This window comes from Paenibacillus sp. FSL H3-0457 (assembly GCF_037981725.1).
GTDB lineage: Bacteria > Bacillota > Bacilli > Paenibacillales > Paenibacillaceae > Paenibacillus > Paenibacillus amylolyticus.
This window is the reverse complement of the sequence record NZ_CP150283.1, coordinates 5,065,520-5,087,713: the sequence shown is the minus strand read 5'-3', so window position 1 is coordinate 5,087,713 and position 22,194 is coordinate 5,065,520. Positions and strand designations below refer to the sequence as shown.

General features: G+C 47.6%; 18 protein-coding genes. 15 read left to right on the top strand and 3 right to left on the bottom strand.

The genetic code is table 11. From position 1 onward, the window contains the following. Window positions 1–37: 37 nt before the first annotated feature. The 6 genes from MHH25_RS22445 to MHH25_RS22420 all read left to right on the top strand — a co-directional run bounded on the left by MHH25_RS22445 (window position 38) and on the right by MHH25_RS22420 (window position 10,620). Window positions 38–925 carry a sugar ABC transporter permease gene (locus MHH25_RS22445; RefSeq protein WP_017687021.1) on the top strand — a complete coding sequence of 296 codons (888 nt, stop codon included), beginning with the start codon at window positions 38–40 and terminating at the stop codon, window positions 923–925. Then, window positions 918–1,763 (top strand): carbohydrate ABC transporter permease, encoded by an 846-nt coding sequence (locus MHH25_RS22440; RefSeq protein ID WP_017687022.1) that lies wholly within the window; start codon window positions 918–920, stop codon window positions 1,761–1,763. The genes MHH25_RS22445 and MHH25_RS22440 overlap by 8 nt, the downstream gene beginning before the upstream one ends. A gap of 90 nt (window positions 1,764–1,853) precedes the next feature. Further along, window positions 1,854–3,350 (top strand): glycoside hydrolase, encoded by a 1,497-nt coding sequence (locus tag MHH25_RS22435; RefSeq protein ID WP_340018132.1) that lies wholly within the window; start codon window positions 1,854–1,856, stop codon window positions 3,348–3,350. Between the two features lie 363 nt (window positions 3,351–3,713). Then, window positions 3,714–6,755: a beta-galactosidase gene (locus MHH25_RS22430; protein WP_340018130.1), complete on the top strand. Its 3,042-nt coding sequence runs from the start codon at window positions 3,714–3,716 to the stop codon at window positions 6,753–6,755. Between the two features lie 441 nt (window positions 6,756–7,196). Then, the gene (locus MHH25_RS22425; protein WP_340018128.1) at window positions 7,197–8,537 is read left to right on the top strand and encodes a glycoside hydrolase family 43 protein; all 1,341 of its coding nucleotides are present in this window, start codon (window positions 7,197–7,199) and stop codon (window positions 8,535–8,537) included. Between the two features lie 238 nt (window positions 8,538–8,775). Next, complete coding sequence (locus MHH25_RS22420) at window positions 8,776–10,620, top strand: RICIN domain-containing protein (protein ID WP_340018126.1); 1,845 nt, start codon at window positions 8,776–8,778, stop codon at window positions 10,618–10,620. A 130-nt stretch (window positions 10,621–10,750) separates the two neighbouring features. On the opposite strand, the gene solA is transcribed toward MHH25_RS22420, so the two are convergent. Next, window positions 10,751–11,884, bottom strand: a complete 1,134-nt coding sequence (gene solA, locus MHH25_RS22415; RefSeq protein WP_340020535.1) for an N-methyl-L-tryptophan oxidase — start codon at window positions 11,882–11,884, stop codon at window positions 10,751–10,753. Window positions 11,885–12,015: 131 nt separating this feature from the next. Here solA and MHH25_RS22410 point away from each other — a divergent pair, with 131 nt between their 5' ends. The 6 genes from MHH25_RS22410 to MHH25_RS22385 all read left to right on the top strand — a co-directional run bounded on the left by MHH25_RS22410 (window position 12,016) and on the right by MHH25_RS22385 (window position 16,650). Further along, entirely contained in the window at window positions 12,016–12,573 is a 558-nt protein-coding gene (locus MHH25_RS22410; RefSeq protein WP_047843924.1) for a GNAT family protein, read from the top strand. Window positions 12,574–12,682: 109 nt separating this feature from the next. Next, a complete protein-coding gene (locus MHH25_RS22405) occupies window positions 12,683–13,438 on the top strand; it encodes an exodeoxyribonuclease III (protein WP_340018124.1) in 756 nt (251 codons plus the stop codon). A 233-nt stretch (window positions 13,439–13,671) separates the two neighbouring features. After that, the gene (locus MHH25_RS22400; protein ID WP_340018122.1) at window positions 13,672–14,655 is read left to right on the top strand and encodes an alpha/beta hydrolase; all 984 of its coding nucleotides are present in this window, start codon (window positions 13,672–13,674) and stop codon (window positions 14,653–14,655) included. A gap of 47 nt (window positions 14,656–14,702) precedes the next feature. Next, window positions 14,703–14,849 (top strand): hypothetical protein, encoded by a 147-nt coding sequence (locus MHH25_RS22395; RefSeq protein WP_340018121.1) that lies wholly within the window; start codon window positions 14,703–14,705, stop codon window positions 14,847–14,849. 32 nt (window positions 14,850–14,881) lie between these two features. Further along, the gene (locus MHH25_RS22390; RefSeq protein ID WP_340018120.1) at window positions 14,882–15,460 is read left to right on the top strand and encodes a hypothetical protein; all 579 of its coding nucleotides are present in this window, start codon (window positions 14,882–14,884) and stop codon (window positions 15,458–15,460) included. A gap of 206 nt (window positions 15,461–15,666) precedes the next feature. Continuing rightward, window positions 15,667–16,650 carry a diaminopimelate dehydrogenase gene (locus MHH25_RS22385; RefSeq protein ID WP_026080941.1) on the top strand — a complete coding sequence of 328 codons (984 nt, stop codon included), beginning with the start codon at window positions 15,667–15,669 and terminating at the stop codon, window positions 16,648–16,650. Window positions 16,651–16,808: 158 nt separating this feature from the next. Here MHH25_RS22385 and MHH25_RS22380 read toward each other — a convergent pair whose 3' ends face one another. Both MHH25_RS22380 and gdhA read right to left on the bottom strand, forming a co-directional pair. Then, window positions 16,809–17,663: a pentapeptide repeat-containing protein gene (locus tag MHH25_RS22380; RefSeq protein ID WP_340018118.1), complete on the bottom strand. Its 855-nt coding sequence runs from the start codon at window positions 17,661–17,663 to the stop codon at window positions 16,809–16,811. A gap of 155 nt (window positions 17,664–17,818) precedes the next feature. Next, window positions 17,819–19,204, bottom strand: coding sequence for an NADP-specific glutamate dehydrogenase (gene gdhA / locus MHH25_RS22375; RefSeq protein ID WP_340018116.1), 1,386 nt, complete (start codon window positions 19,202–19,204; stop codon window positions 17,819–17,821). A gap of 388 nt (window positions 19,205–19,592) precedes the next feature. On the opposite strand from gdhA, the gene MHH25_RS22370 reads away from it, so the two are divergent. The 3 genes from MHH25_RS22370 to MHH25_RS22360 are packed head-to-tail and all read left to right on the top strand — an operon-like array spanning window position 19,593 to window position 21,771. Further along, window positions 19,593–20,066: a GreA/GreB family elongation factor gene (locus tag MHH25_RS22370; RefSeq protein ID WP_076318752.1), complete on the top strand. Its 474-nt coding sequence runs from the start codon at window positions 19,593–19,595 to the stop codon at window positions 20,064–20,066. Then, window positions 20,056–20,562, top strand: coding sequence for a cation:proton antiporter regulatory subunit (locus tag MHH25_RS22365; RefSeq protein ID WP_036617317.1), 507 nt, complete (start codon window positions 20,056–20,058; stop codon window positions 20,560–20,562). The genes MHH25_RS22370 and MHH25_RS22365 overlap by 11 nt, the downstream gene beginning before the upstream one ends. A gap of 3 nt (window positions 20,563–20,565) precedes the next feature. Further along, window positions 20,566–21,771 carry a cation:proton antiporter gene (locus MHH25_RS22360; RefSeq protein ID WP_047843919.1) on the top strand — a complete coding sequence of 402 codons (1,206 nt, stop codon included), beginning with the start codon at window positions 20,566–20,568 and terminating at the stop codon, window positions 21,769–21,771. The last annotated feature ends 423 nt before the right edge of the window (window positions 21,772–22,194 follow it).

Below are 22,194 nucleotides of genomic sequence, written 5' to 3'. Positions count from 1 at the left end.
GGTTCCATCTGCTCTCTGCGTCATGGGAGGGCTTAACGTGAGAAAAAAGGACGGGAAATGGTTCTACATCTTCATCTCGCCTTGGCTGATCGGGTTTCTGGGGCTGACTCTGGGTCCGATCCTGTTTTCCATCTATATGAGTTTCACGAATTGGGATCTGTTCCAGTCCCCTGAATTCATCGGTATCGACAATTACAAAACGTTATTGACCGATGATCCGATCTTCTGGAAATCCGTCGGCAATACATTCTTCTATGCGCTGATATCCATTCCGCTGGGCATGTCGATCTCGCTCTGGATTGCATATTACCTCAACAAGAAAATCAAAGGTATCACCTTCTTCCGTATTCTGTTCTATCTGCCTTCCGTTGTTCCGGTGGTTGCGAGTTCATTGCTCTTCATCCACTTGCTTGCGCCGACGGAAGGATTGATCAACCAGGCACTTGCGATCTTCGGTATTCAGGGTCCTGCCTGGCTTCTTGATCCCAACTGGGTTAAGCCTGCATTGATTCTCATGTCCTTATGGGGTGTGGGTGGTGGCGTGGTATTGCTGCTTGCAGGGATGAAAGGCATTCCACAGGAGCTGTACGAGGCCGCTGCCATCGATGGGGCGAAAAGTACACAATCGTTCTTCCATATTACATTCCCAATGCTGACTCCCGTCATTTTCTTCAATCTCGTGACTGGTATGATCGGAGCGCTCCAGACCTTCGCGCAGGTATTCATCGTAACTGCCGGGGGACCTGACAATTCAAGTCAGATGGTTGTTCCCTATTTGTTCCAGAATGCGTTCCAATTCTACAAAATGGGATATGCATCGGCGATTGCTTGGGTATTATTCATCATCATCATGGTGTTGACACTCGTTGTATTCCGTTCATCGGCGCTATGGGTGCACTACGAGGAGGGAAAAGCCAATGAGTAATCCATCCACTGTGGAGAAGACGATATCCTATATTTTTCTGATTCTGGTCGGGGTGCTGCTTGCTTCGCCTTTCCTGTACATGATCTCTATTGCACTGGCAAGTGACGCAACAACCGTCAAATCAGCCTTTACCTTCGTTCCAATGGAGTTCCAATGGTCGAACTTTTATACGATTTTTACGAATAATAATCTTGGAACATATCTCAAAAACTCGGTCATCATTACCGTCTTTACGATTGTCGGATCGGTATTATCAGCTTCGATCGTATCCTACGGCTTTGCCCGAATCAAAGCAAAAGGAAGCCGTTTCCTGTTTATTGTGTTGCTCAGTACGATGATGATTCCGGGTGAGGTTACGATGGTACCGCAGTTCATCATCTTCCGTCATCTGGACTGGATTAATACATTCTACCCGCTGATCGTACCGAGCTTCTTCGCCGGAGCGTTCAACGTATTCCTGATTCGGCAGTTTGTCATGAGTATTCCCAAATCACTGGATGAAGCGGCCATGATCGATGGTATGGGACATCCGGGAATCTACTGGAAGATCATTATGCCACTGACTTATCCGATACTTGCGGCCATTGCGATCTTCTCATTCTCCTATAACTGGGGCAACTTCATGGGGCCGCTCATCTATATCAATGATCCGGAGAAAATGCCGCTGGCACTCGGGGTGCAGCTGTTGACTACGGTAGGTGGTGGTCAGATGCCACCATGGAACCTTGTGATGATTGCTTCCCTGTTCCTCACCATTCCGATGGTGTTGGTATATCTGTTCGGACAACGTTATGTCTATGAAGCCAACATTAGCGGCGGAAGCAGCGGAATCAAGTAACCGAAGTGTCTGTAGTGATTGTATGTACTGAACTTGATGTTCAAGGTCAATGAAGTCATCAACGTACATGGAGAAAGGATTGTATAGCCCATGGCGCATAAAGAACAACGCAGCAGAGGCAAACGGAGTTATATCCTCATGGGTGTCGCCCTGATTGCTCTGCTGGCAGGAGGAGGAATTGTTATCAATCATTTTGCCAATGAATCATCCAAAACACTTGAGTTCCAAGGGGAACCAGTACGTCTGAAGCTGGATCAATCCTATGATCATTTTGAAGGTTGGGGTACGTCACTTGCTTGGTGGGCCAATAATCTTGGTGGATGGAAGGATCAGGCGAAGGTTAGTGAAGTGATGGATCTGGTCTTTGATCCGGAGAAAGGATTAGGTCTGAACATCGTTCGTTACAATATTGGCGGTGAGGAAAATCCGGAGATGAAAGCCCTTCGTCCCGGCGGGGATGTACCTGGCTTCCAGCCTGAACCTGGAGAGTGGGACTGGGATGCTGATGCAGGTCAGCGGGCTGTATTACAAGGCTCGATGGAGCGTGGCGTGAACATTGCCGAAGCATTCTCCAATTCACCACCTTACTGGATGACGATCAGTGGATCCGTTACCGGAGCTGTGGATGGCAGCAATAATCTGCGTGACGACCAGTATGATGCATTTGCAGATTATCTGACCGAAGTTGTGAAGCATTATCGGGACGAGTGGGGGATCACCTTCCGCACACTGAATCCGCTCAATGAACCTTCCTCCGACTGGTGGAAGAAGGGCAATATGCAGGAAGGCAGTCATTTTACCAATGAGAAACAGGCCGAGATTATCAAGAAAGTTGCTGCATCGTTGAAGAGCAAAGGACTGGATGGAACCGTCATTAGTGCCGCGGACGATAACAGCATTGATGAGACGGTGTTTAATTTCAATCTCTATGATCAGGACACGCTGGACGTAATCGAGCAGATCAATACCCACTCCTATAATGGTAGCAAAATGGAAGAGCTACGCACGCTGGCAGAACGCCATGGCAAGAAGCTGTGGATGTCCGAGTACGGAACCGGCGGCAGCGAGCCGCACAGTCATGAGGATATGACCTCGGTGCAAGAATTGGCGGAGCGGATCATGTTTGATCTGAAAATCATGCAGCCATCCGCCTGGGTATACTGGCAGGCCGTTGAAGATGAAGGCGCCAATAATAATTGGGGTTTCATTCATGCCAATTTTAACGGAGAAGAGCAGTACGAGATGACCAAACAGTATTACGGCATGGCCCAGTTCACAAAGTTTATTCGTCCCGGCGCGACAATTATTCCAACGGATGGTGGACGCACACTGGCTGCCTATGACGCGGAACGTCAGAGACTGGTGCTGGTGATTCGTAATGAATTGTCAGCGGGAACAACGGCGTTTGAACTGGCAGGGTATACGTATGGAAAATCAGCCACCGCTCAGGTGTATCAGACTTCACCGGAACGGAACATGGAACAGCTTGAAGACATTCCGGTGTATGCCAACGGACTGGAAGTACCTACGGCTGACAATTCCATCACAACCGTTGTACTGGAAGGCGTGACGTTGCAGGGGAACTGATAGCAGCACTCGGAAGGTTGTTCGGTCATCTGAGTGCTGGTGTAGATTGTCTTTTAGTTCAACGGATTTTTCGCCTTATATTTTAAAAGAGTTACAGGACATATGAACCTATATAAGTTGAACTAAACATTTACATCAAACGGAGAGGACAGAAAAAACCTGAAAAAGCGAAGCGTTCGCCTACAAGCTTTCTGCAAGAAAGCTACATCGGAAGCATACGCTAACCCCGGATTTTCCCTTTGAGAAAAGGGAATCAAAAAAAATCTGGGGATAACAGCGATCGGAAGGTTGTTCTGTCATCGGAGTGCCAGTGTAAATAATTTTAGTTCAATTTATATCAATAAAGAGAAGGAGGGGATAACTTTGACAAAGAAAGCATCCCTTTTGCTGCAGGAACAGGAGAAGAACATCGCAAGGGCTGAGAATGGTGTTCTATCTGAATTAACATACGATGCACGCAGTTTTTTCCTAAACGGAGAGCGTGTATTTCTGAACAGTGCCACGATCCATTATTTCCGTATGCCAAAGGAGGAATGGCGTGAGGTTCTGCTGAAGGCGAAGCTGGCAGGCATGAATTGCATCGACACCTACTTTGCATGGAATGTGCATGAACCGGAAGAAGGACAGTGGTCTTTTGAAGGGGACAACGATTGCGGCGCGTTTCTGGATTTGTGCGCAGAATTGGGCATGTGGGTTATCGCGCGTCCGGGTCCGTTTATCTGTGCGGAATGGGATTTTGGCGGTTTCCCATACTGGCTTGGTACGAAGGACGGCATGAAATTCCGGGAAAATAATGAGACGTATCTGCACTATGTGAATTTGTATTTTGACCAGCTTGTGCCGATTATTCGGGAGCGCCAGCTGTCCGCTGGAGGCACGGTCATTTTGGTTCAGGTGGAGAATGAATACGGGTATCTGATGGATGACGCTGCTGCAAGTGACCATATGAATACGCTGAGAGATGGATTGTTGCAACGTGGCATTGACGCTACGCTGATCACTTGCGTTGGCGGGGCGGAAGGCACGATTGAAGGGGCTAATTTCTGGTCAGGTGCTGACGGGCATTATGAGAAACTTCGAGCCAAACAGCCGGATACCCCGAAGATGGTCACGGAATTCTGGACCGGATGGTTCGAGAATTGGGGAGGGCCTTCGGCCATTCAGAAGACAGCGCCTTTGCTGGAGAGACGTATCATGGAGATTCTGCGTGCCGGGTATACCGGAATCAGTCACTACATGTTCTATGGTGGCACGAACTTTGGTGGATATGGCGGCAGAACGATGGGTAGCAGTGACATCTTCATGATTACGTCCTATGACTATGATGCACCGCTGAACGAATATGGACGGGTGACACCGAAATATGCAGTAACCAAGAATTTGTCCTATTTCGTCCATGCTTTCGGGGCCCTTCTGATGGAAACAGAGGAAATTCCAGAAGAACAGATCGTTGTACGTCATCCTGAAGGCATATCTGTACGAGGCAGACAAGCTAACAAACAGAAGATTTGGTTCCTGGAGAGTCACAAGGATGAACGCGAAACGATGCACATTACACTGGAAGAAGGCCGTACTCTTCCCGTATCTCTGAATCCGGGACAGATTGTTCCGTTGCTGGATCGAGTACAGGTTGCTGAACACGTATACCTGACTGCGGGTACGGTGATTACGGGCAATGAAATGATAAACGGAGAATTGACCCTGTTCATCGTGGCCGCTACGGGACAGCGTTCAGTTGTCGAACTGGAAGCCGGGGCACTATACGTCACGGGCAGTACGGTGCAAGTGCTGGTTGAACATGATTCAGCAAGGAACGTATACCGCTTCGATCTGTTCCATTTCCAAGAGCCGGGAATGATCCAATTGGAAGCAAACGGCACACCGATCCGTTTCGTCATTCTGGATCAAGAATCGATGAATCGAACATGGCGATTGGAAGCAACAGATCAGAAGGGACTACGTTATGTGATCGGTTTCGATGACGTGGACGTATTGCCAACTGGTCAGGTCAAGGGTATGATTACTGACCCAGATCGCACAATTACGCTGCTTGGTGACTGGACCGATGGAGAACGGACGTTAACAGGTCACGAGTTCTATACCAGCGAGAAGCCTATTGCAGGCAAACAGCAGCAGCTTCCGTGGACATTACCGAGTGCGCCGACATTGTCTGATTCTCCTGAACTGTCACGTGTTACGTTAACTGCGAAGCAGCGTCCGGCGAGTGGACAACCAGAAGACTTTTCCCGATACGGACAAGATTTTGGTTATCTATTGTACGAATGTGATTTCGAGAGTCCAACCGAAGGGGTCACTAACCTCATTTTGCCGGATATCCAGGATACTGCCAGAATCATCGTTAATGGTGTTCAGCAGGCACTGGTTCGTCAGGTAGGGGCAGCAGGTGTGCAGTTGCAGGTGGCCAAAGGGAAGAATACACTTCAGATTCTGGTACAGCATATGGGCAGATTGAACTTCTCCCCGTATTTGGGTGAGAGCAAAGGTCTGGCTGGTGCTGTGTATCTGGATGGCAAGGTTCAGGATATTCGTCGGGATTGGCGTATGGAGCGTGGACTTGTGCATCTCGATGAGGTGAACTCTATACATGGGGCGCCACTTCTGAGCAGAAGTTTTACGCTGGATGGCATGGATCGGGCGATTCTTGTGGGTGCTTTGAGTAAAGGTCTTCGTATCAATGGTATCGAAGTTCCGATGGAAGGATATCAGGATTGGTTTGCCTTCCAGACGTTAGACATCTCCTTGTATATCAAGCCCGGAGAGACGAATACACTGGAAATGCCGTATAGCCGCTCTTCGCTGAATCGACTGGAACTGATCACATATCCGAGTCAGGGAGAACTGAAGGATTGGCGTATGGCAGGGACGGATGCATTGCTTCCGCAACAATGGGAGAGCTACGAGGTAGGACAGGAATCGATCCATCCTGGAGCACAGGGGTCAATCCAGCGTGCAGGACAGCCTGGTATCGCCACAGGTGGCAATTGTACTGCCAATCTGGTGCCCCACCACACCTCGAATGAATCGGTTAATCGTGCTACATTGAGTGAGAAGTCTCACCCTGTATCCAATCATACTCCAGTCCGAGGATCGTATGGTCAGCCGGTCTGGTACCGCTGGCGTTTCGCGAAACCTTCTATTTCCGAGCACCATAAGGTGAACCTGATGCTTCGCCTGACTGGAATGAGCAAAGGAACCATTCACCTAAACGGACATCATCTGGGCCGTTACTGGCAGATTGGTCCTCAAGAGGATTACAAAATTCCAGTAGCATGGCTACAGGAAGAGAATGAATTACTTTTGTTCGATGAAGAAGGCAGAACACCAGAACGGGTACGATTCCTGTTGGACGCATTATCCCGTTATCCGTGGGTTGTGGTGGAATAGTTCGTGTATTGATCGCTAGCTGTTTTACCGATCCAACTATGGTTGAGAACAAGAACTGGATCGAGATAGTTCGAGTCGCACGCAACATTTCATCTTTTACCACAGTCACAATACCTCATTTTCTTAGTCAAATAACCCGAGCTTGTGAATCTTTGGATTCAGTCTTGCGGAGTGAATTAGGCTAAGCGAATGGGGGAACTGTGGTGACCGGGTCTGTACAATGAACTAAGGTAACACTTGTAGCTTAATTAATTGTAACCGTTTACATATATAAAAAGTGTTCATCCATGATCTGTGAAGGGAGTGATGCTTCATGTAATTGGAATTTGAACAGGTAGTCGTGAGGTGTTGCTCATCAGTGGCAGTCCCAGGTACGCTTTGTCATTGGTAATACAGTAAGGTATTCCTCTGTTCATCACTCATGAATAAGGAGATGACCCAATGTTGACGAAGAAGGAAGAGGGAATAGGAGCAGGAAAGTCCAAATGTTTCAAGGCCGGAATGATTCTGCTGCTTGGAACATTACTTCTATTAACGATGTTATTCCCCAATACAGCCAGAGCAGCAACAAGTGTATATACGATATCCGCTTTTACGAACACAAGTGAGTCCAATATGTATATCTACGAATCCTATAATGCGACCCACTATGGTTTGCTAAAAGGGCCAGCCTATACACCTCCGGCCGATCTGATCCGCGATCCCAGCATCATGAAGCACACAGATGGTCTATATTACGTTGTTTACACCACGAACTGGTCGGGTAACACCATCGGCATCGCCTCCAGCCCGGATAAGGTAAACTGGACATTTGTCCGTAACGTTACATTATCCACCCCTACCACAATCGCACACACCTGGGCACCAGAATGGTTCAAAGACAGCAACGGCAGTCTGAACATTATCGTGTCCCTCTCACCAGGAAACTATCAGAATTTCAAACCTTATGTACTCACAGCTTCAGGTAGTAATCTAACATCTACCTCATGGTCTGCACCTACTGAACTGGCAGGCATTGCTCCCAATTATATCGACACTTTTATCGTGAAGACAGGCTCAACCTATCATGCTTTTACCAAGAACGAGACCACCAAATACATTGAATATGCGACAGCAACCTCGCTAACGGGTCCTTATACCTTTAAAGGTACAGGGGATTGGGCAGGTTGGGGTTCTTGGGTGGAAGGTCCGGCGCTTGTTCAGCTGGATAATGGTTCATGGCGAATCTACTTTGACGGCTATGCAACACAAAAATATTATTACAGCGACTCTGCTGACAACTTCCAGACTTGGGGTGCCAAACAAGAGATTGCAGGTCTTACCGGACTCGTCCGGCATATGACCGTATTGAAAGAGTCCGGACAACCGGGGGATATCCGCAAGCTGGAGTCATTCAATGTGCCTGGCAGCTTCATTCGTCACTACAACTATCAGGCACGGATTGATGCGAGTGTCAGTCCGGCGGAAGATGCACAATTCCGTATCGTTCCCGGGCTGTCGAATGCAACAGGCATTTCGTTTGAGTCCATGAATTATCCGGGTTATTTCCTGCGCAATAATAATGGCAGCGTCACACTCGTGAAAAATGACGGCAGCACTACGTTCCGAAATGATGCCACGTTCAAACGTGTAAATGGACTTGCTAACGCTAGTTGGACATCGTATACCTCGTTTAGTAACCCGAACCTGTATCTGAGACATTATAATAATGTGCTGAAATTGGAAGCTGTCGTTAACGCACTCGATAAGTCAGACGCGACCTTCCGAGAGATCGGACAATGATTGGTGTTTGTGTTCCGGAAAATACAAATATACATTTACACGACAACGGAGAGGTCAGAAATAACTTGAAGAAGCGAAGCGTGCGCCTAAAAGCTTTCTGAAAGAAAGCTACATCGGAAGCATACGCTATCCCGGGATTTTCCCCTTTTTAAGAATAATTAAAAATCTGGGGATAACAGCGATCGGAAAGTTGTTCTGACATCGGAGTGCAAGTGTAAATTCATAAGGAGTGAAGCGGATGAAGTGGTTAAAACAAATGAGCTCGCTGTTGCTGGCAGGAAGTCTGCTAACAGGCAGTTTGGGTGTGGGGACAGAGGTATCTGCTGCGGGAGCCTACACGGCTGTTGCCGATCCATCGAAGCAATATCAGACGATGGAAGGATGGGGGACATCCCTCGCGTGGTGGGGCAAAGTGGTTGGAGAATATTCCAATCGGGATGAGTATGTGGAGAAAATGTTCAACGCGAATACCGGACTGGGGCTGAATATCCTGCGGTACAACATTGGAGGCGGGGATAATCCATCGTCCAATATCCTTGAATATCGCAAAGCCGTTCCTGGTTACCAGCCTTCTCCCGGCGTGTATGACTGGAATGCAGATGCAAACCAACGATATATGCTGCAAGCTGCCAAAGCTCAAGGTGTGAATGTCATCGAAGCTTTTGCGAATTCCGCACCTTACTGGATGACGATCAGTGGCAATGTGTCCGGTTCGGCCAATGGAGGTAACAACCTCAAGCCTGATTACTACGATGATTTTGCCGATTACTTAACCGAGGTTGTGAAGCATTTTCGGGATAACTGGGGGATCACATTTGATAGCGTAACTCCGCTGAATGAACCGATCTCGACGTGGTGGAAGCAGGGCAATGACCAGGAGGGCATGCATTTTGACCGGGCGGATCAGAACACAATTCTGAGTCAGGTACAAGCTTCGTTGAATGCAAAGGGCCTGTCCACAAAGCTGAGCGCACCGGAAGAATACAGTATCGATGATACCAATGTGTCGTTCAACAGCTACAGTAATGCGGTTAAATCAGCGATCACTCAGATCAACACTCATACGTATGGCGGAAGCAATCGTACTGCTTTGCGCAACACAGCGACGTCTGCGGGCAAACATCTGTGGACCTCGGAATATGGAGACGGGGATGCAAGTGGACTTACCATGTCACGTACCATCCTCAAGGATATTCGCAATATGGGCGCAAGTGGATGGGTGTATTGGCAAGCCGTCGATAGTGCAGAAGGATGGGGATTTTTCAAGAACGTGTTGAACAATACACAAACGACCAGTTACACCGTGAACCAAAAATATTATGTCATGGGCAATTACAGCAAATTTATTCGTCCTGGGTACAAGATTATCGGCATGAGTGATGCCAATACCCTTGCAGCCTATGATGCAGCTTCCGGCAAAGTAGTACTGGTTACAACCAATTCGGAATCGACGGATACAACGGTAACCTATGATCTCAGTCGTTTTACGAACACAGGCACGTCTGCTCAAGTATATCGGACCTCTTCAACGGAGAAGTTGCAGCAACTGACCAATATTTCGGTGCAAAACAAAACCTTTACCGCTACGGCCAAGGCCAATTCGGTCACAACCTACGTCATTTCCGGTGCAACTTACAATGGCGGTACAGGATATGAATCCGGGGCCATCTACAAATTAATCAACCGCAATAGTGGACTTGCACTCGATGTTAACGGTGCTTCTTCTACGGGTGGGGCAACAATCATTCAGTGGAATGATAATGGAGCAGCCAACCAGCAGTGGAAGCTGGAGTCCGCAGGTAACGGATATTACAACATCCGCAATGTGGGCAGTGGGCTTTTGCTGGATGTGAATTCGGGTTCCACACAAGGCGGAGCCGCTCTGATTCAGTGGCAGGATAACGGGGGCAACAATCAGCAATGGCTGCCAATTGATGTGGGAGGATATGTGGTACTTGCGAATCGAAACAGTGGCCTGACGGTTGACATCAATCAAGGGTCTCTAACCGCGGGTGCCTCAACCATTCAGTGGGCCGACAATGGCGGGGCCAATCAGCAATGGAGCCTAGTCAAAGTTAATTAGTGTGAGTACGCATGAATTAAACGTTATTACGTGTCCTTTTTTCTTGGAGGTGCAGTGCTCTAAGCAACACTGCACCCTCAAGGAAAGTAGCTATTTTAGACATACATATATTTATCCACCCAGCTGGTACTTAACGAAAACGGGATAGGGTGAACCTGCTAATATCCTGATCCGTGTGCCCCGTTTGCACCAAGTCGGATAGAATCTGCCCAATGGCACTTGCGAACTTGAAGCCGTGACCGGAGAAACCGCCTGCGAGCCACACACGTTCATGGGCAGGGTGTTGGTCGATAATAAAATCTTCATCCGAAGTGAATTCATACTTGCACACACTACCACGTCTCAATTCTCCAGCTGCCTGAGGCATATGAAGTTCGAGCAGCCTGCGCAGATCCCCCTCGTCCGTTTCTTCCGTACCAAATGGAGCCATTGTACTTCCTGGTGTCCACACCTGGCCCTTATCATGACGACCCATCTTCAGACCTGATCCGCCAATGCTTGGAAATCCATAATATGTACCTTTTTTTCCCGCCAGTGTAAAACCAGGGAAGTGTGCCTCGCCATACAAAGCTTCTGGTGCATCAAACCATCCAACCGTTTTACGCACTGCCTGAATGGGGAGATCCACGAAAGGTTTTAATGTCTGAAACCAGGCGCCAGCGGTCAGGATGATTTGATTTGCATGGTATGTCTCACCACCTGAAGTCTGAACTGCCACGGAATGTGGTCCGTATTCGATATGCTCCACAAGCGTGTGCGTTAACAAGGTGGCACCGTGAGTTTCGGCTGCCTTGCGGAAGGCACGAATACAGGGTTCGCTATACAGATAACCGGCATCAGGCTCATACATACCCTCGTAATGTTCAGGTATTGTAATGCCTGGCCAGCGTTTCATCACCTCGGCTGCGTGCAACGTTTCATACCGAATACCTGCATCATCTGCATGGCTCAATCGGTTGTGGAAGGAATGAGTCTCCGGATCAACCACATTTATTACACCGGAAGGAACAAACAGTTGGTCTCCGGTCGTTTCCTCCAGCTCGTGCCATAACTTCTGTGCAAGTAATGCCATGGCAATATAGTCAGGCCCACCACTGTACACATGGCGCATCAGTCTGCTATCCCCGTGATGACTTCCTTCCGTATGCGGAGGATCAAAGGCATCGATTAATAAAGTTTTGCATCCACTGCGCGATAGATAATACCCAGCACTCATACCCATGGAGCCGGCTCCAACGATAATAACGTCATATGATTGTGTGATAATAGCACGTCCTCTCCTATGTATCCTTTTCTATAGTAATGCCTTAATAGAACATATTAATAGTAAAAGCTTGATGAAGGCAAGTGTAGTAAAATGGACTTCTACAATGAATGTTGCAAAGGAGACCTCGCATGAGTGAGCAATTTAGGTTTGATCTATTTCCATTAATTCAGACAGAACGATTCATCCTCCGGTCAGCCGAGGCTGGAGACAGCCATGATCTGCTCGCGTTATATTCCGATGAAGCTGTGGTTCAATATATGCCATTCACTCCCTTTGAATCCGTGGAGGATGCACAGGGTGAGATGAATTGGTATACGAAGATTTTTAAGGAAAACACGGGATTACGCTGGATGATTGAAGACCGTGAAACTCGTAAAGTGATCGGAACCTGTGGGTTCCTGAACTATGAAGATGTACATAACCGTGCAGAGATTGGATACGATTTGCGTTCCTCTTTCTGGGGCCGCGGTGTTATGACGGAAGTGGCCCGTGCTGTGTTACATTTTGGATTCACAAGCATGCAGCTCAACAAGATCGAAGCAAAGGTTGAACCGGAGAACGAGGCGTCAATTCACCTGTTACATAAACTTGATTTCCAACAGGAAGGTGTACTGCGGCAGCATGAGTTTGAGAAAGGCAGATATATTGACCTTGCGGTGTTCTCTAAGTTACGAAGCGAAATATAGGCAAGCTAGCCCACAAGGATTCCAATGACTCCATCTCATTCCAGAGCCGTAAGGCTTGTCCCTCTGAATGAGCCCATGATATATTGGAGAGATGTGAGGAGATGAGGATATGAAGCTGGTGTCCTGGAATGTGAATGGCTTAAGGGCATGTGTGACCAAAGGATTCATGGATTATTATCAGGAGAGTCAGGCGGACATTTTCTGCCTTCAGGAGACCAAATTACAAGCCGGACAGATTGAGATGGACCTGGGGGAAGATGTTTATCAATATTGGAATTATGCGATCAAAAAAGGTTATTCCGGTACGGCTGTATTTAGCCGAATCAAACCTTTATACGTTCGTTACGGGATGGAGGAGGACAGTGAGCCGGAAGGACGGATGATTACACTGGAGTATGATGAGTTTTATCTGGTGAACGTCTATACCCCTAACGCGAAGCGGGATCTGACCCGGCTGCCTTACCGTCTGGAATGGGAAGACCGATTCCGAGCTTATATTCTGCAACTGGAGCAGACTAAGCCGGTTATCGTCTGTGGTGACCTGAATGTGGCTCATCAGGAGATTGACCTGAAGAATCCGAAGCCCAATCTGGGCAATTCCGGATTTACCCTTGAAGAGCGCGGCAAGATGACCGATTTGCTTGCTTCCGGGTATGTGGACAGCTTCCGCCATCTGTATCCGGATCGTACGGATGTATACAGCTGGTGGTCTTATATGCCGAAGGTTAGAGAACGGAACGTGGGCTGGCGCATTGATTATTTTCTAGTATCCAATCAATTGGCACCTAAGGTGGCAGATGCGCATATCGACTGCCACGTGATGGGCAGTGATCATTGCCCGGTGGGTCTTACTTTGCAACTATAGGTAAGGATCGTTGTGAGATAGATTGAGGTAAGAGTTTTAGAATACAAGTATAGATGAACTGCAAGTTTCCTGAATGGGAGATTTGCAGTTTTTTTTGCGTCACAGGTAGGGGAGGGACACTGGACTTTGGTTGGGGAAAGAACTGGACTCGGGATTGTTTCAATCCCGCTATTTCTTGGGTACGATTGAAGCATACATATATAGATGAACCTTTGGGGTAAGGGGTAGAGAAGATGAAGAAGGGGTTACGGAGAGGGTTAAAAGTGCTGGGAGGCATCATGCTTGCCACAGGACTTTTGCTGCTGGCAGGTACAGCGTATGAAGCGTATCAATCCACGCAGGATATGAAGTCCTATCCCCCGCCAGGCAAGTATTATGAAGTGAGTGGTCGCAACATGCACCTCTACACTGCTGGCAAAGGAGAGGTAACCGTGGTGTTTGCCTCAGGCTGGGGTACACCCAATCCGTATGTGGATTTCAGTCCGCTATATGACAAGTTGAAATCACAGGTAAAAATTGCGGTATATGATCGGTTCGGGTACGGATACAGCGACTATACGGATGAACCTCGTGATGTTGATACCATCTCGGAAGAGATCCACCAATTGCTGCGCACATCCGGTCAACGTCCACCTTACATCATGGTTGGTCACTCCCTGGGGGCGCTGGAGACACTGCGGTTTGCGCAAAGGTATCCTGATGAGGTGGCCGGCATGGTCATGATCGATGGCGGAAGCCCGGAGTATTACAGTCGTACGGACTTGAATACACCAGAATGGATGATGGATGGGTCCCGTTTTCTGGTGAAAACAGGCATCGCACGAACATTGCTGCAATCGGATCGCATGATGGCATCTCTGGTCATTGACCCAAATCTGGTAACGGAACCGATGAAAAAAGCCGTCACGATATCCACGCTGAGACATGCGTACAATGACAATGTCATGGAAGAGGTTCGGAATTCCAGAACAAATGCAGCGTGTGTGCTTGAGAACAAAACGAAGTTTGGCTTTCCCCTGACGATCCTCACAGCCGGTTCGGAGGAGTTGGATGAGGACAGTCATGCATGGCAGACCGACCAAGCGAATTTTGCATCATGGTCAAGACACGGAACACAGCTGACAGTTCCACAAGCGACACACAGTATCCACAACAGTCAACCGGATATTGTCGCTGCCGAGATTATGAAATTAGTGACACCGTCAAGTGACCTATGAGTAACATGATTCCACAAACACATGAAGAACAGGAGGAGGAGGGATGGATGAAAAAGTTTAAAGTATTCACCCGCTTCCTGTCCATTCTTGTAGCCAGTTGTCTATTGTCTCTAAGTGTATTATCTGTATCTGTGATATGGGTTAAGAATAACGTTCATGCGGTGCCTGTGATCCAGCCGTTTGAACGTGATTAGCACATGAAACGAAGAAGAAGGAGTGGTAACAGATGGTGAAGAGAAGGAAATATGTATTGGCCTGTGCGGCACTGGCGATGATGGTGGCCTTGAGTGCTTGCAGCAGCGCGGCAGACGAACCGAGTGATACGGAGAAGGTGGACACTGAAGCTTCCTCCGGAACTGGTGAACAAGCGACTAATGAAGGTGCAAGCGAAGCAACAACAAGTACAGTGACCGAGACGGAGGGTACGACTGCACCAACCGACTCGGATTCAGATCGTGTTGAGGAAGCGACTGCTGGAACCAATGAGTTGCCGGAGAACTTGCCAAGTGATTTCCCATTGCCGGAAGATGCAACAATTCGTTTAGCCAATTCTGGTGAGAATGAAGGCAAGCAATCGGCGATGGTGATTTTCTCCACTGAACAAGATATGAAAACCGTATCTCAGCTGTATAAAGATTACTTCAACGCCAAAAAGTTGACGGATGCAGGTCAGACGATCGATGACAAAAATATTATCATTCAGGGAACCGATCCAGAAACGCAGGATGTCTGGTCCTTGATTGGAGGAACATTGGCGGGACAGGAAGGCGTCATTGAACTGACGTTGACCTGGACAGAATCATAAGCAGAAGATAAGGGCTATTTTTCTTTCCTGCTTTTTTTCTTCCTAAAATAACGAATGAACGCCATAATACCTTGCATACGGAGCCGCATTATTGCTGCACCGCTGCAAGGTATTTTTATTTCGAACTGGAAACCTGACAGGTTACATGTTATGTTATATCATTATAAACAGAGTAATAGACAACTATAGAAGAAGACAGGAGAGGATTGAACATGATTAGAGTGGGTATTGTTGGTTACGGTAACTTGGGTAAAGGTGTAGAGAAAGCCATTTCCCAGAACGAGGATATGGAACTGATTGCTGTGTTTACACGTCGTAATCCGGAGCAGATGGTCGCTGAAAGCACAGAAGTACGTTTTGAGCATATCTCTGCAGCGGAGCAATACATAGGCAAGGTTGATGTTATGATCCTCTGTGGTGGTTCTGCAACCGACCTTCCAGAGCAGACACCAGCCATCGCCAAGTTGTTCAATACGGTAGATAGCTTCGATACACATGCGAAGATTCCTGAATTCTACAAGGAAGTTAATGCTGCGGCAGAGCAAGGCGGTCACGTAAGTGTCATTTCCACAGGTTGGGACCCAGGCTTGTTCTCCATGAACCGTCTGCTTGCACAGTCCATCTTGCCAGAAGGAAAAGAGTACACGTTCTGGGGCAAAGGTGTGAGCCAAGGCCACTCGGATGCTATTCGTCGTGTTCCAGGTGTTAAGGCGGGTGTACAGTATACTGTACCTGTTGAAGAGGTAATCAACCGGATTCGTGCAGGGGAGACACCGGAGCTGTCTACACGCGAGAAACATCTGCGTCAATGTTATGTGGTAGCAGAAGATGGTGCTAATCAGGATGAGATCCGTGAGACGATTGTGTCGATGCCAAACTATTTTGCAGATTACGATACAACTGTAACGTTCATTAGCGAAGAAGAATTGAAATCCGAGCATGAAGGTATGCCGCATGGTGGATTTGTAATTCGCAGTGGGGTTACAGGTGCTGGTCAAAAGCAAATTATTGAATTTGGTCTGAAACTCGACAGCAATCCTGAATTTACAGCAAGCGTACTTGTAGCGTATGCAAGAGCCGCACAACGCTTGAGCGTGGAAGGACATAAGGGAGCGAAAACGGTATTTGATATTCCGCTCGGTCATTTGTCTCCAAAATCGGCTGAAGATCTTCGCCGCGACTTGTTATAATTCTGATTCGTTCCAGTGATTTTATAGAAACAGCTCGTCCTTGGATGTATAGGACGAGCTGTTTTTTTGCTGTTGCTGTATACGATTCATACATTCATATGAATTGGCAGGTACTATCCTGCCTGTATCCCTGCTCGTGCTCTTGCGGAAATGGCACCCTACACCCAGTGTGAGGGAATGTTAAGATGATCCGGCAACTTGGTATTCACATTACCTTTGGCTGCATTAATCTGGGATTGCGTCAGGAAGATGCCACCTCTCAGGTCTGCATCGCCCAGATCCGTATCCCGCAAGTCCGCGCCAATCCAATCTGCATTTCGTGTATCTGCATTTCGGAGATCGGCTGCGATCATTAAAGCCCCTCGGAAGCTTGCGCCCCGCAGGTCAGCCCCTTTTAAATTGGCACCAAAAAAGTCACTTCCGGTACGTTTTTTACCATTCTTCGACTTCCCTTGTCCATGAGCGGTGGGTGGCACATTCGCGCGTACCATCTCACTTGCCTGGACCAAGAGTTGATTCACACTGGACCGATAATTGGCGATGTCCAGACGGAGGAGTGCCGCAGGCTCCAGATTGCTCAAGCGCTCAATCTCCTCATATAACTCACCAAATGCCGAGTGAAGGGATGACGTCTCCGGTCTCATCATCATTTCCTTGATATAACTGAGCAACTCGTGAAGTTGTCGCAAAGCAGGCAGACAATCGAACATCTCGTTTGCAGACTCTGGATGATCACGCCAATCTTTGCCCGCGTAGGTCACTTGGGATAGCTTCTGTCCAGCTCCAAAACAGTCGTATACCGTGCAACCTTTGAACCCTTTCTGCCGAAGCTGGGTATGGATGCCGCAGCGATTGTCCGTGCGCAGATTGGGACAGGGTGTGCCGCTGGCTTTATCAAAAGCAAAGTCAGATGACTTGCCATAGGGCAAGGCAACACAGCACAGGCCAAAACATTGCTCACAGTCTGCGCTAAGATGAGGACTCGCAGTGCTGGCAAATGGTTGGTTAGACAATGTAAACACTTCCTTATAATAGTACAAATAGATGGAATTACGTCAGTACCACTTTACCATTGCCTTGCGATTAGAGCAATTGAAGACAAGGAAAAAAGGGCAGTTACCCAAATGGATGGGAACGCCCTTTGATCGTGGAGAATCACGTATTTAAATTAAACTACACCTTGAGCGATCATGGAATCCGCTACCTTGAGGAAACCGGCGATATTCGCTCCGGCTACGAGGTTGCCTTCACAGCCATACTCTTCAGCAGCTTCTACACAGCTGGTGTAGATGTTCTTCATGATGTCATGCAGCTTGGCGTCTACTTCTTCAAATGACCAGGACAACCGCATGCTGTTCTGTGACATTTCAAGAGCAGACACGGCTACACCGCCGGCATTAGCCGCTTTGGCTGGACCGAACAGCACGCCTGCACCGTGGAAGACGTCAATGGCAGCCAGGGTGGAAGGCATATTGGCGCCTTCGCCAATGGCCTTCACGCCACCTTTGATTAGAAGGGCCGCAGCTTCTTCATCGATCTCATTTTGCGTTGCACATGGAAGAGCAATATCACAAGGGATGGACCAGATGCCTTCACAGCCTTCAGTATATGTAGCATGCGGGTGTTCTTTGATGTATTCGCTGATGCGAAGACGATCAACCTCTTTCAGACGTTTCACGGTATCCAGGTTGATGCCTTGTGGATCGTGTATGTAGCCACCTGAGTCACTACACGCCACAACTGTAGCTCCAAGCTCCTGTGCCTTCTGAATGGCATAGATGGACACATTACCAGAGCCAGAGACAACGACTGTGCTGTCTTGGAAGCTGAGTCCCTTGGATTGCAACATCTCCTTCACGAAGTACACACAGCCGAAGCCAGTCGCTTCCTTACGTGCCAAGCTTCCTCCGTACAGCAGACCTTTTCCTGTCAATACGCCTGCCTCATGCCCGCCATGGATACGTTTGTATTGGCCGAACATGTAACCGATTTCCCGTGCGCCTACACCAATGTCACCTGCCGGTACATCCGTATCGGAACCGATATATTTGTACAGCTCTGTCATGAAGCTTTGCGTGAAACGCATGACTTCCAGATCCGATTTTCCTTTGGGATCGAAGTCAGAACCACCTTTACCACCGCCAATGGGCAGACCGGTCAAAGCATTTTTGAAGATCTGTTCGAAGCCAAGGAACTTGATGATGCCCGAGTATACAGAAGGATGGAAGCGAAGTCCGCCTTTGTAAGGGCCAATGGCACTGTTGAATTGCACCCGGAATCCACGGTTAACCTGAACTTTGCCCTGATCATCTACCCATGGGACACGGAATGTGATTACACGTTCGGGTTCAACAAGCTGTTCCAACAGACTATGGTTCTTATACTTAGGGTGTGCTTCAATAACAGGAATAAGGGAATCCAGAATTTCTTTGACAGCCTGATGGAACTCGTCTTCGTGCGGATTTCTGGCAACAACCGACTCATAAACGGAATGAACATATTCTGCGGCAGTAACTTGAACGGACTCTTTAGTTTCTTTTGTTATCGTGGACACTTTTTCGATGCACTCCTTTATTGTGTTAAAGTCTGTAGAGGCTTATTTGCATAAATTGAATAAAAGTTTGTAGTTAAATATACAGGAAAGCAAATAAAAATACGAGATGAAAATTCATAAAATGTTTTTTATGCAGTAATTAAAATGTTCTATGGATCTACCATATGATGTGAAGAATTAAGTTATTAAATGGAAGATATGACCACAAATGATAATAAAAAAGCAAGTTAGACGAATATACTGGATTAAAATATTAGTTTTGGTAAGATGGTAAGAAGGTCTCGTATCCCGGGATCTTTTTAAAATATAAAGGAGGAAAACAAGATGATGAAGAGAAACATGCCAATCAACATGGAGAACAAGGCTTGTATAGGGGGTGAAATTTATTATGAACCATAGGACCTCCCGCCATAATTGCAGAGAGAAGCTGGTGAGCCAGCTATTTACATTCGGTGAAGAGAAAAGAACATTTCTCGACGCCTATTTCGACACGCGTGATCCAGAGCGGATACAATTGGAAAAACAATTGTCTGCATATACAGAGTATGTGGAAAAACTGCTCCTGGGTCCTGATGAAGATCTGGACTCAGCTGTATTGATCGGCAGTCATATTGATTTTGAATATCTCGATTTTCATACGTCAGATTCTTTCATGATTGTCATGCCAGAGGATACTAATCCTGATGAGGGTCGTATTTCCTTCCTCTCTCCAGTAGGGAGTCAATTACTGCTTGGCAGTAAAGGGGAAGTTAAGTCCGTTCATACACCATCAGGTTCCATGAGAATCCGCATTACGGGGATCGAGCTGAAAAGCGAAACCTTGAACGAGCCGGCGCTAGGGGGTGCAGATCATGCACTTTAAAGAGACGGACTTACCAGGGATTGGACGTAAATACTGGCTGCATACCCGTAGTGGTGAGCATTTGGTCATAGTGATTCATAACGACGAGCGACGTGACCTGTTCCATATGGAGTCAGGAGATACACCTGAAGAGGTGGGTGATATGGTATCTCTTGTCACCCTGGACGATGATGAAGCCCGGGCGGTAGCCGCTATTGTTGGTGGTATGACCTATAAACCGAAGTTTCAGGATGAGCGTGAAGTGATGCTTGAAGGGCTGTTAATCGAATGGCTACGGATTGAGCCTCACGCCGCAAGCGTAGGCATGACGATTGGTGAACTGGATATCCGTCAGGCCACGGGCGCCGTAATTCTCGCTGTTGTGACCAAGGATAAGGAGAAGCATTTTAATCCAGGCCCGGATTATGCTTTTACCGCTGGAGCTACAATTGTAGTTGCCGGTGAACGGAATCAGATCAAACATCTCAAACAATTGTTAACTGATGGACGGACTTAGCCTATGGATATGCTCATATTCGAAGTGGGAATTGCCGTTGCGCTGATTACACTTACTGGGCTGATATCTTCACGATTACGATTTTCGGTCATTCCTTTCTATATCCTGATTGGTATGGCTGTTGGACCACATGCACCACAAATTGGCATAGTGGATTTACGTTTTATCGAAAGTTCGACCTTTATTGAATTTATGGGCAGGCTTGGCATTCTGTTTTTGTTATTTTATCTGGGTTTGGAGTTCTCGGTCTCCCGGTTATTAAAGTCTGGCAAAGCCATTCTGACCGGGGGCATGTTCTATGTGGGCCTGAATTTTGTCTCTGGATTGCTGTTGGGGTGGTTCATGGATCTGCCCCTTCAGGAGACACTTGTTGTCTGCGGGATCATGACCAGCTCTTCTACAGCCATTGTAGCTAAAGTGCTCGTTGATCTGAAACGCACGGCAAACCCTGAAACAGAGATTATTATGGGCATGATCATGTTCGATGACTTGTTCATCGCGATTCATATCTCTATCCTGACCGGGCTTGTGCTCAGCGGGGCAACTTCATTCCTAAGTGTTCTGTTAGTATCGCTGTCTGCCCTGCTGTTTATTGTGCTGTTCCTGATTATTGGCAGGAAAAGCATCAAATATATTGATAAGGCACTGAATATCAAGTCATCAGAGTTGTTTCTGCTTACCGTCATGACACTGCTCTTCCTGGTAGCCGGTTTCTCGGAGACGCTGCACGTAGCGGAAGCTATTGGAGCGTTGATGATGGGGCTTGTGTTGGGCGAATCAAGACATGTGAGTCGGATTGAACATCAGATCATGCCTTTCAAAGATTTTTTTGGTGCAATTTTCTTCTTCAGTTTTGGCCTGACCATCGAGCCGGCTTCACTTGGCGGAGCTGTTGGGATGACGATTATTGCCGTTATTCTGACGATTGCCAGTAACTATGGTGCAGGTATGATCGCTGGCAGACTGGCTGGAATGAGCCCTAAGGCCTCGTTGAATGTGGGCTTTACCCTGGTTTCCCGGGGCGAATTCTCCATTATCATGGCGAACATCGGCAAGGCCGGAGGGCTGATGGCATCCATCCAATCGTTTGCCGTGTTGTATGTGTTAATTCTGGCTGTGCTGGGGCCTATCCTGACCAAAGAATCTCCGCGGATTTACGCATCGTATGCGCGGCTAAGGAAGCGGATGAAACGAAGGGAAACGGGTTGAGTCAAACCTGGGCTGTCCTTGGACAGCCCGGGTATTCTGACCGTAGTGTTTAATAGGCGTCACACCATGTGGAGAGCGAAATTACTCCGGGGTGTGGCGTTTTTTTATTACGGGGAACCCATCGAATACAGCCTTGTTATTATACCTATTCCACCAAATTATGGTATGTATCCATATCTTGTGCGTGGTCGTGAATGTCCAAGTCCACGGGCAGGACTAAAGATGTGATTTAGTTGAGAGGGATTGAAAATAAGAAGTTATTATGTAAAATAATGTTATATTCAAATCTAGCAGTTGAATGGATCATTTACACGAGAACGTAGAGGACAGAAGAAACCTGAAGAAGCGGAGCGTTCGCCTTTATCAACAGATTTTCACCTTTGTAAAATTGAATCAAAAAATCTGGGGATAACAGTGATCGGA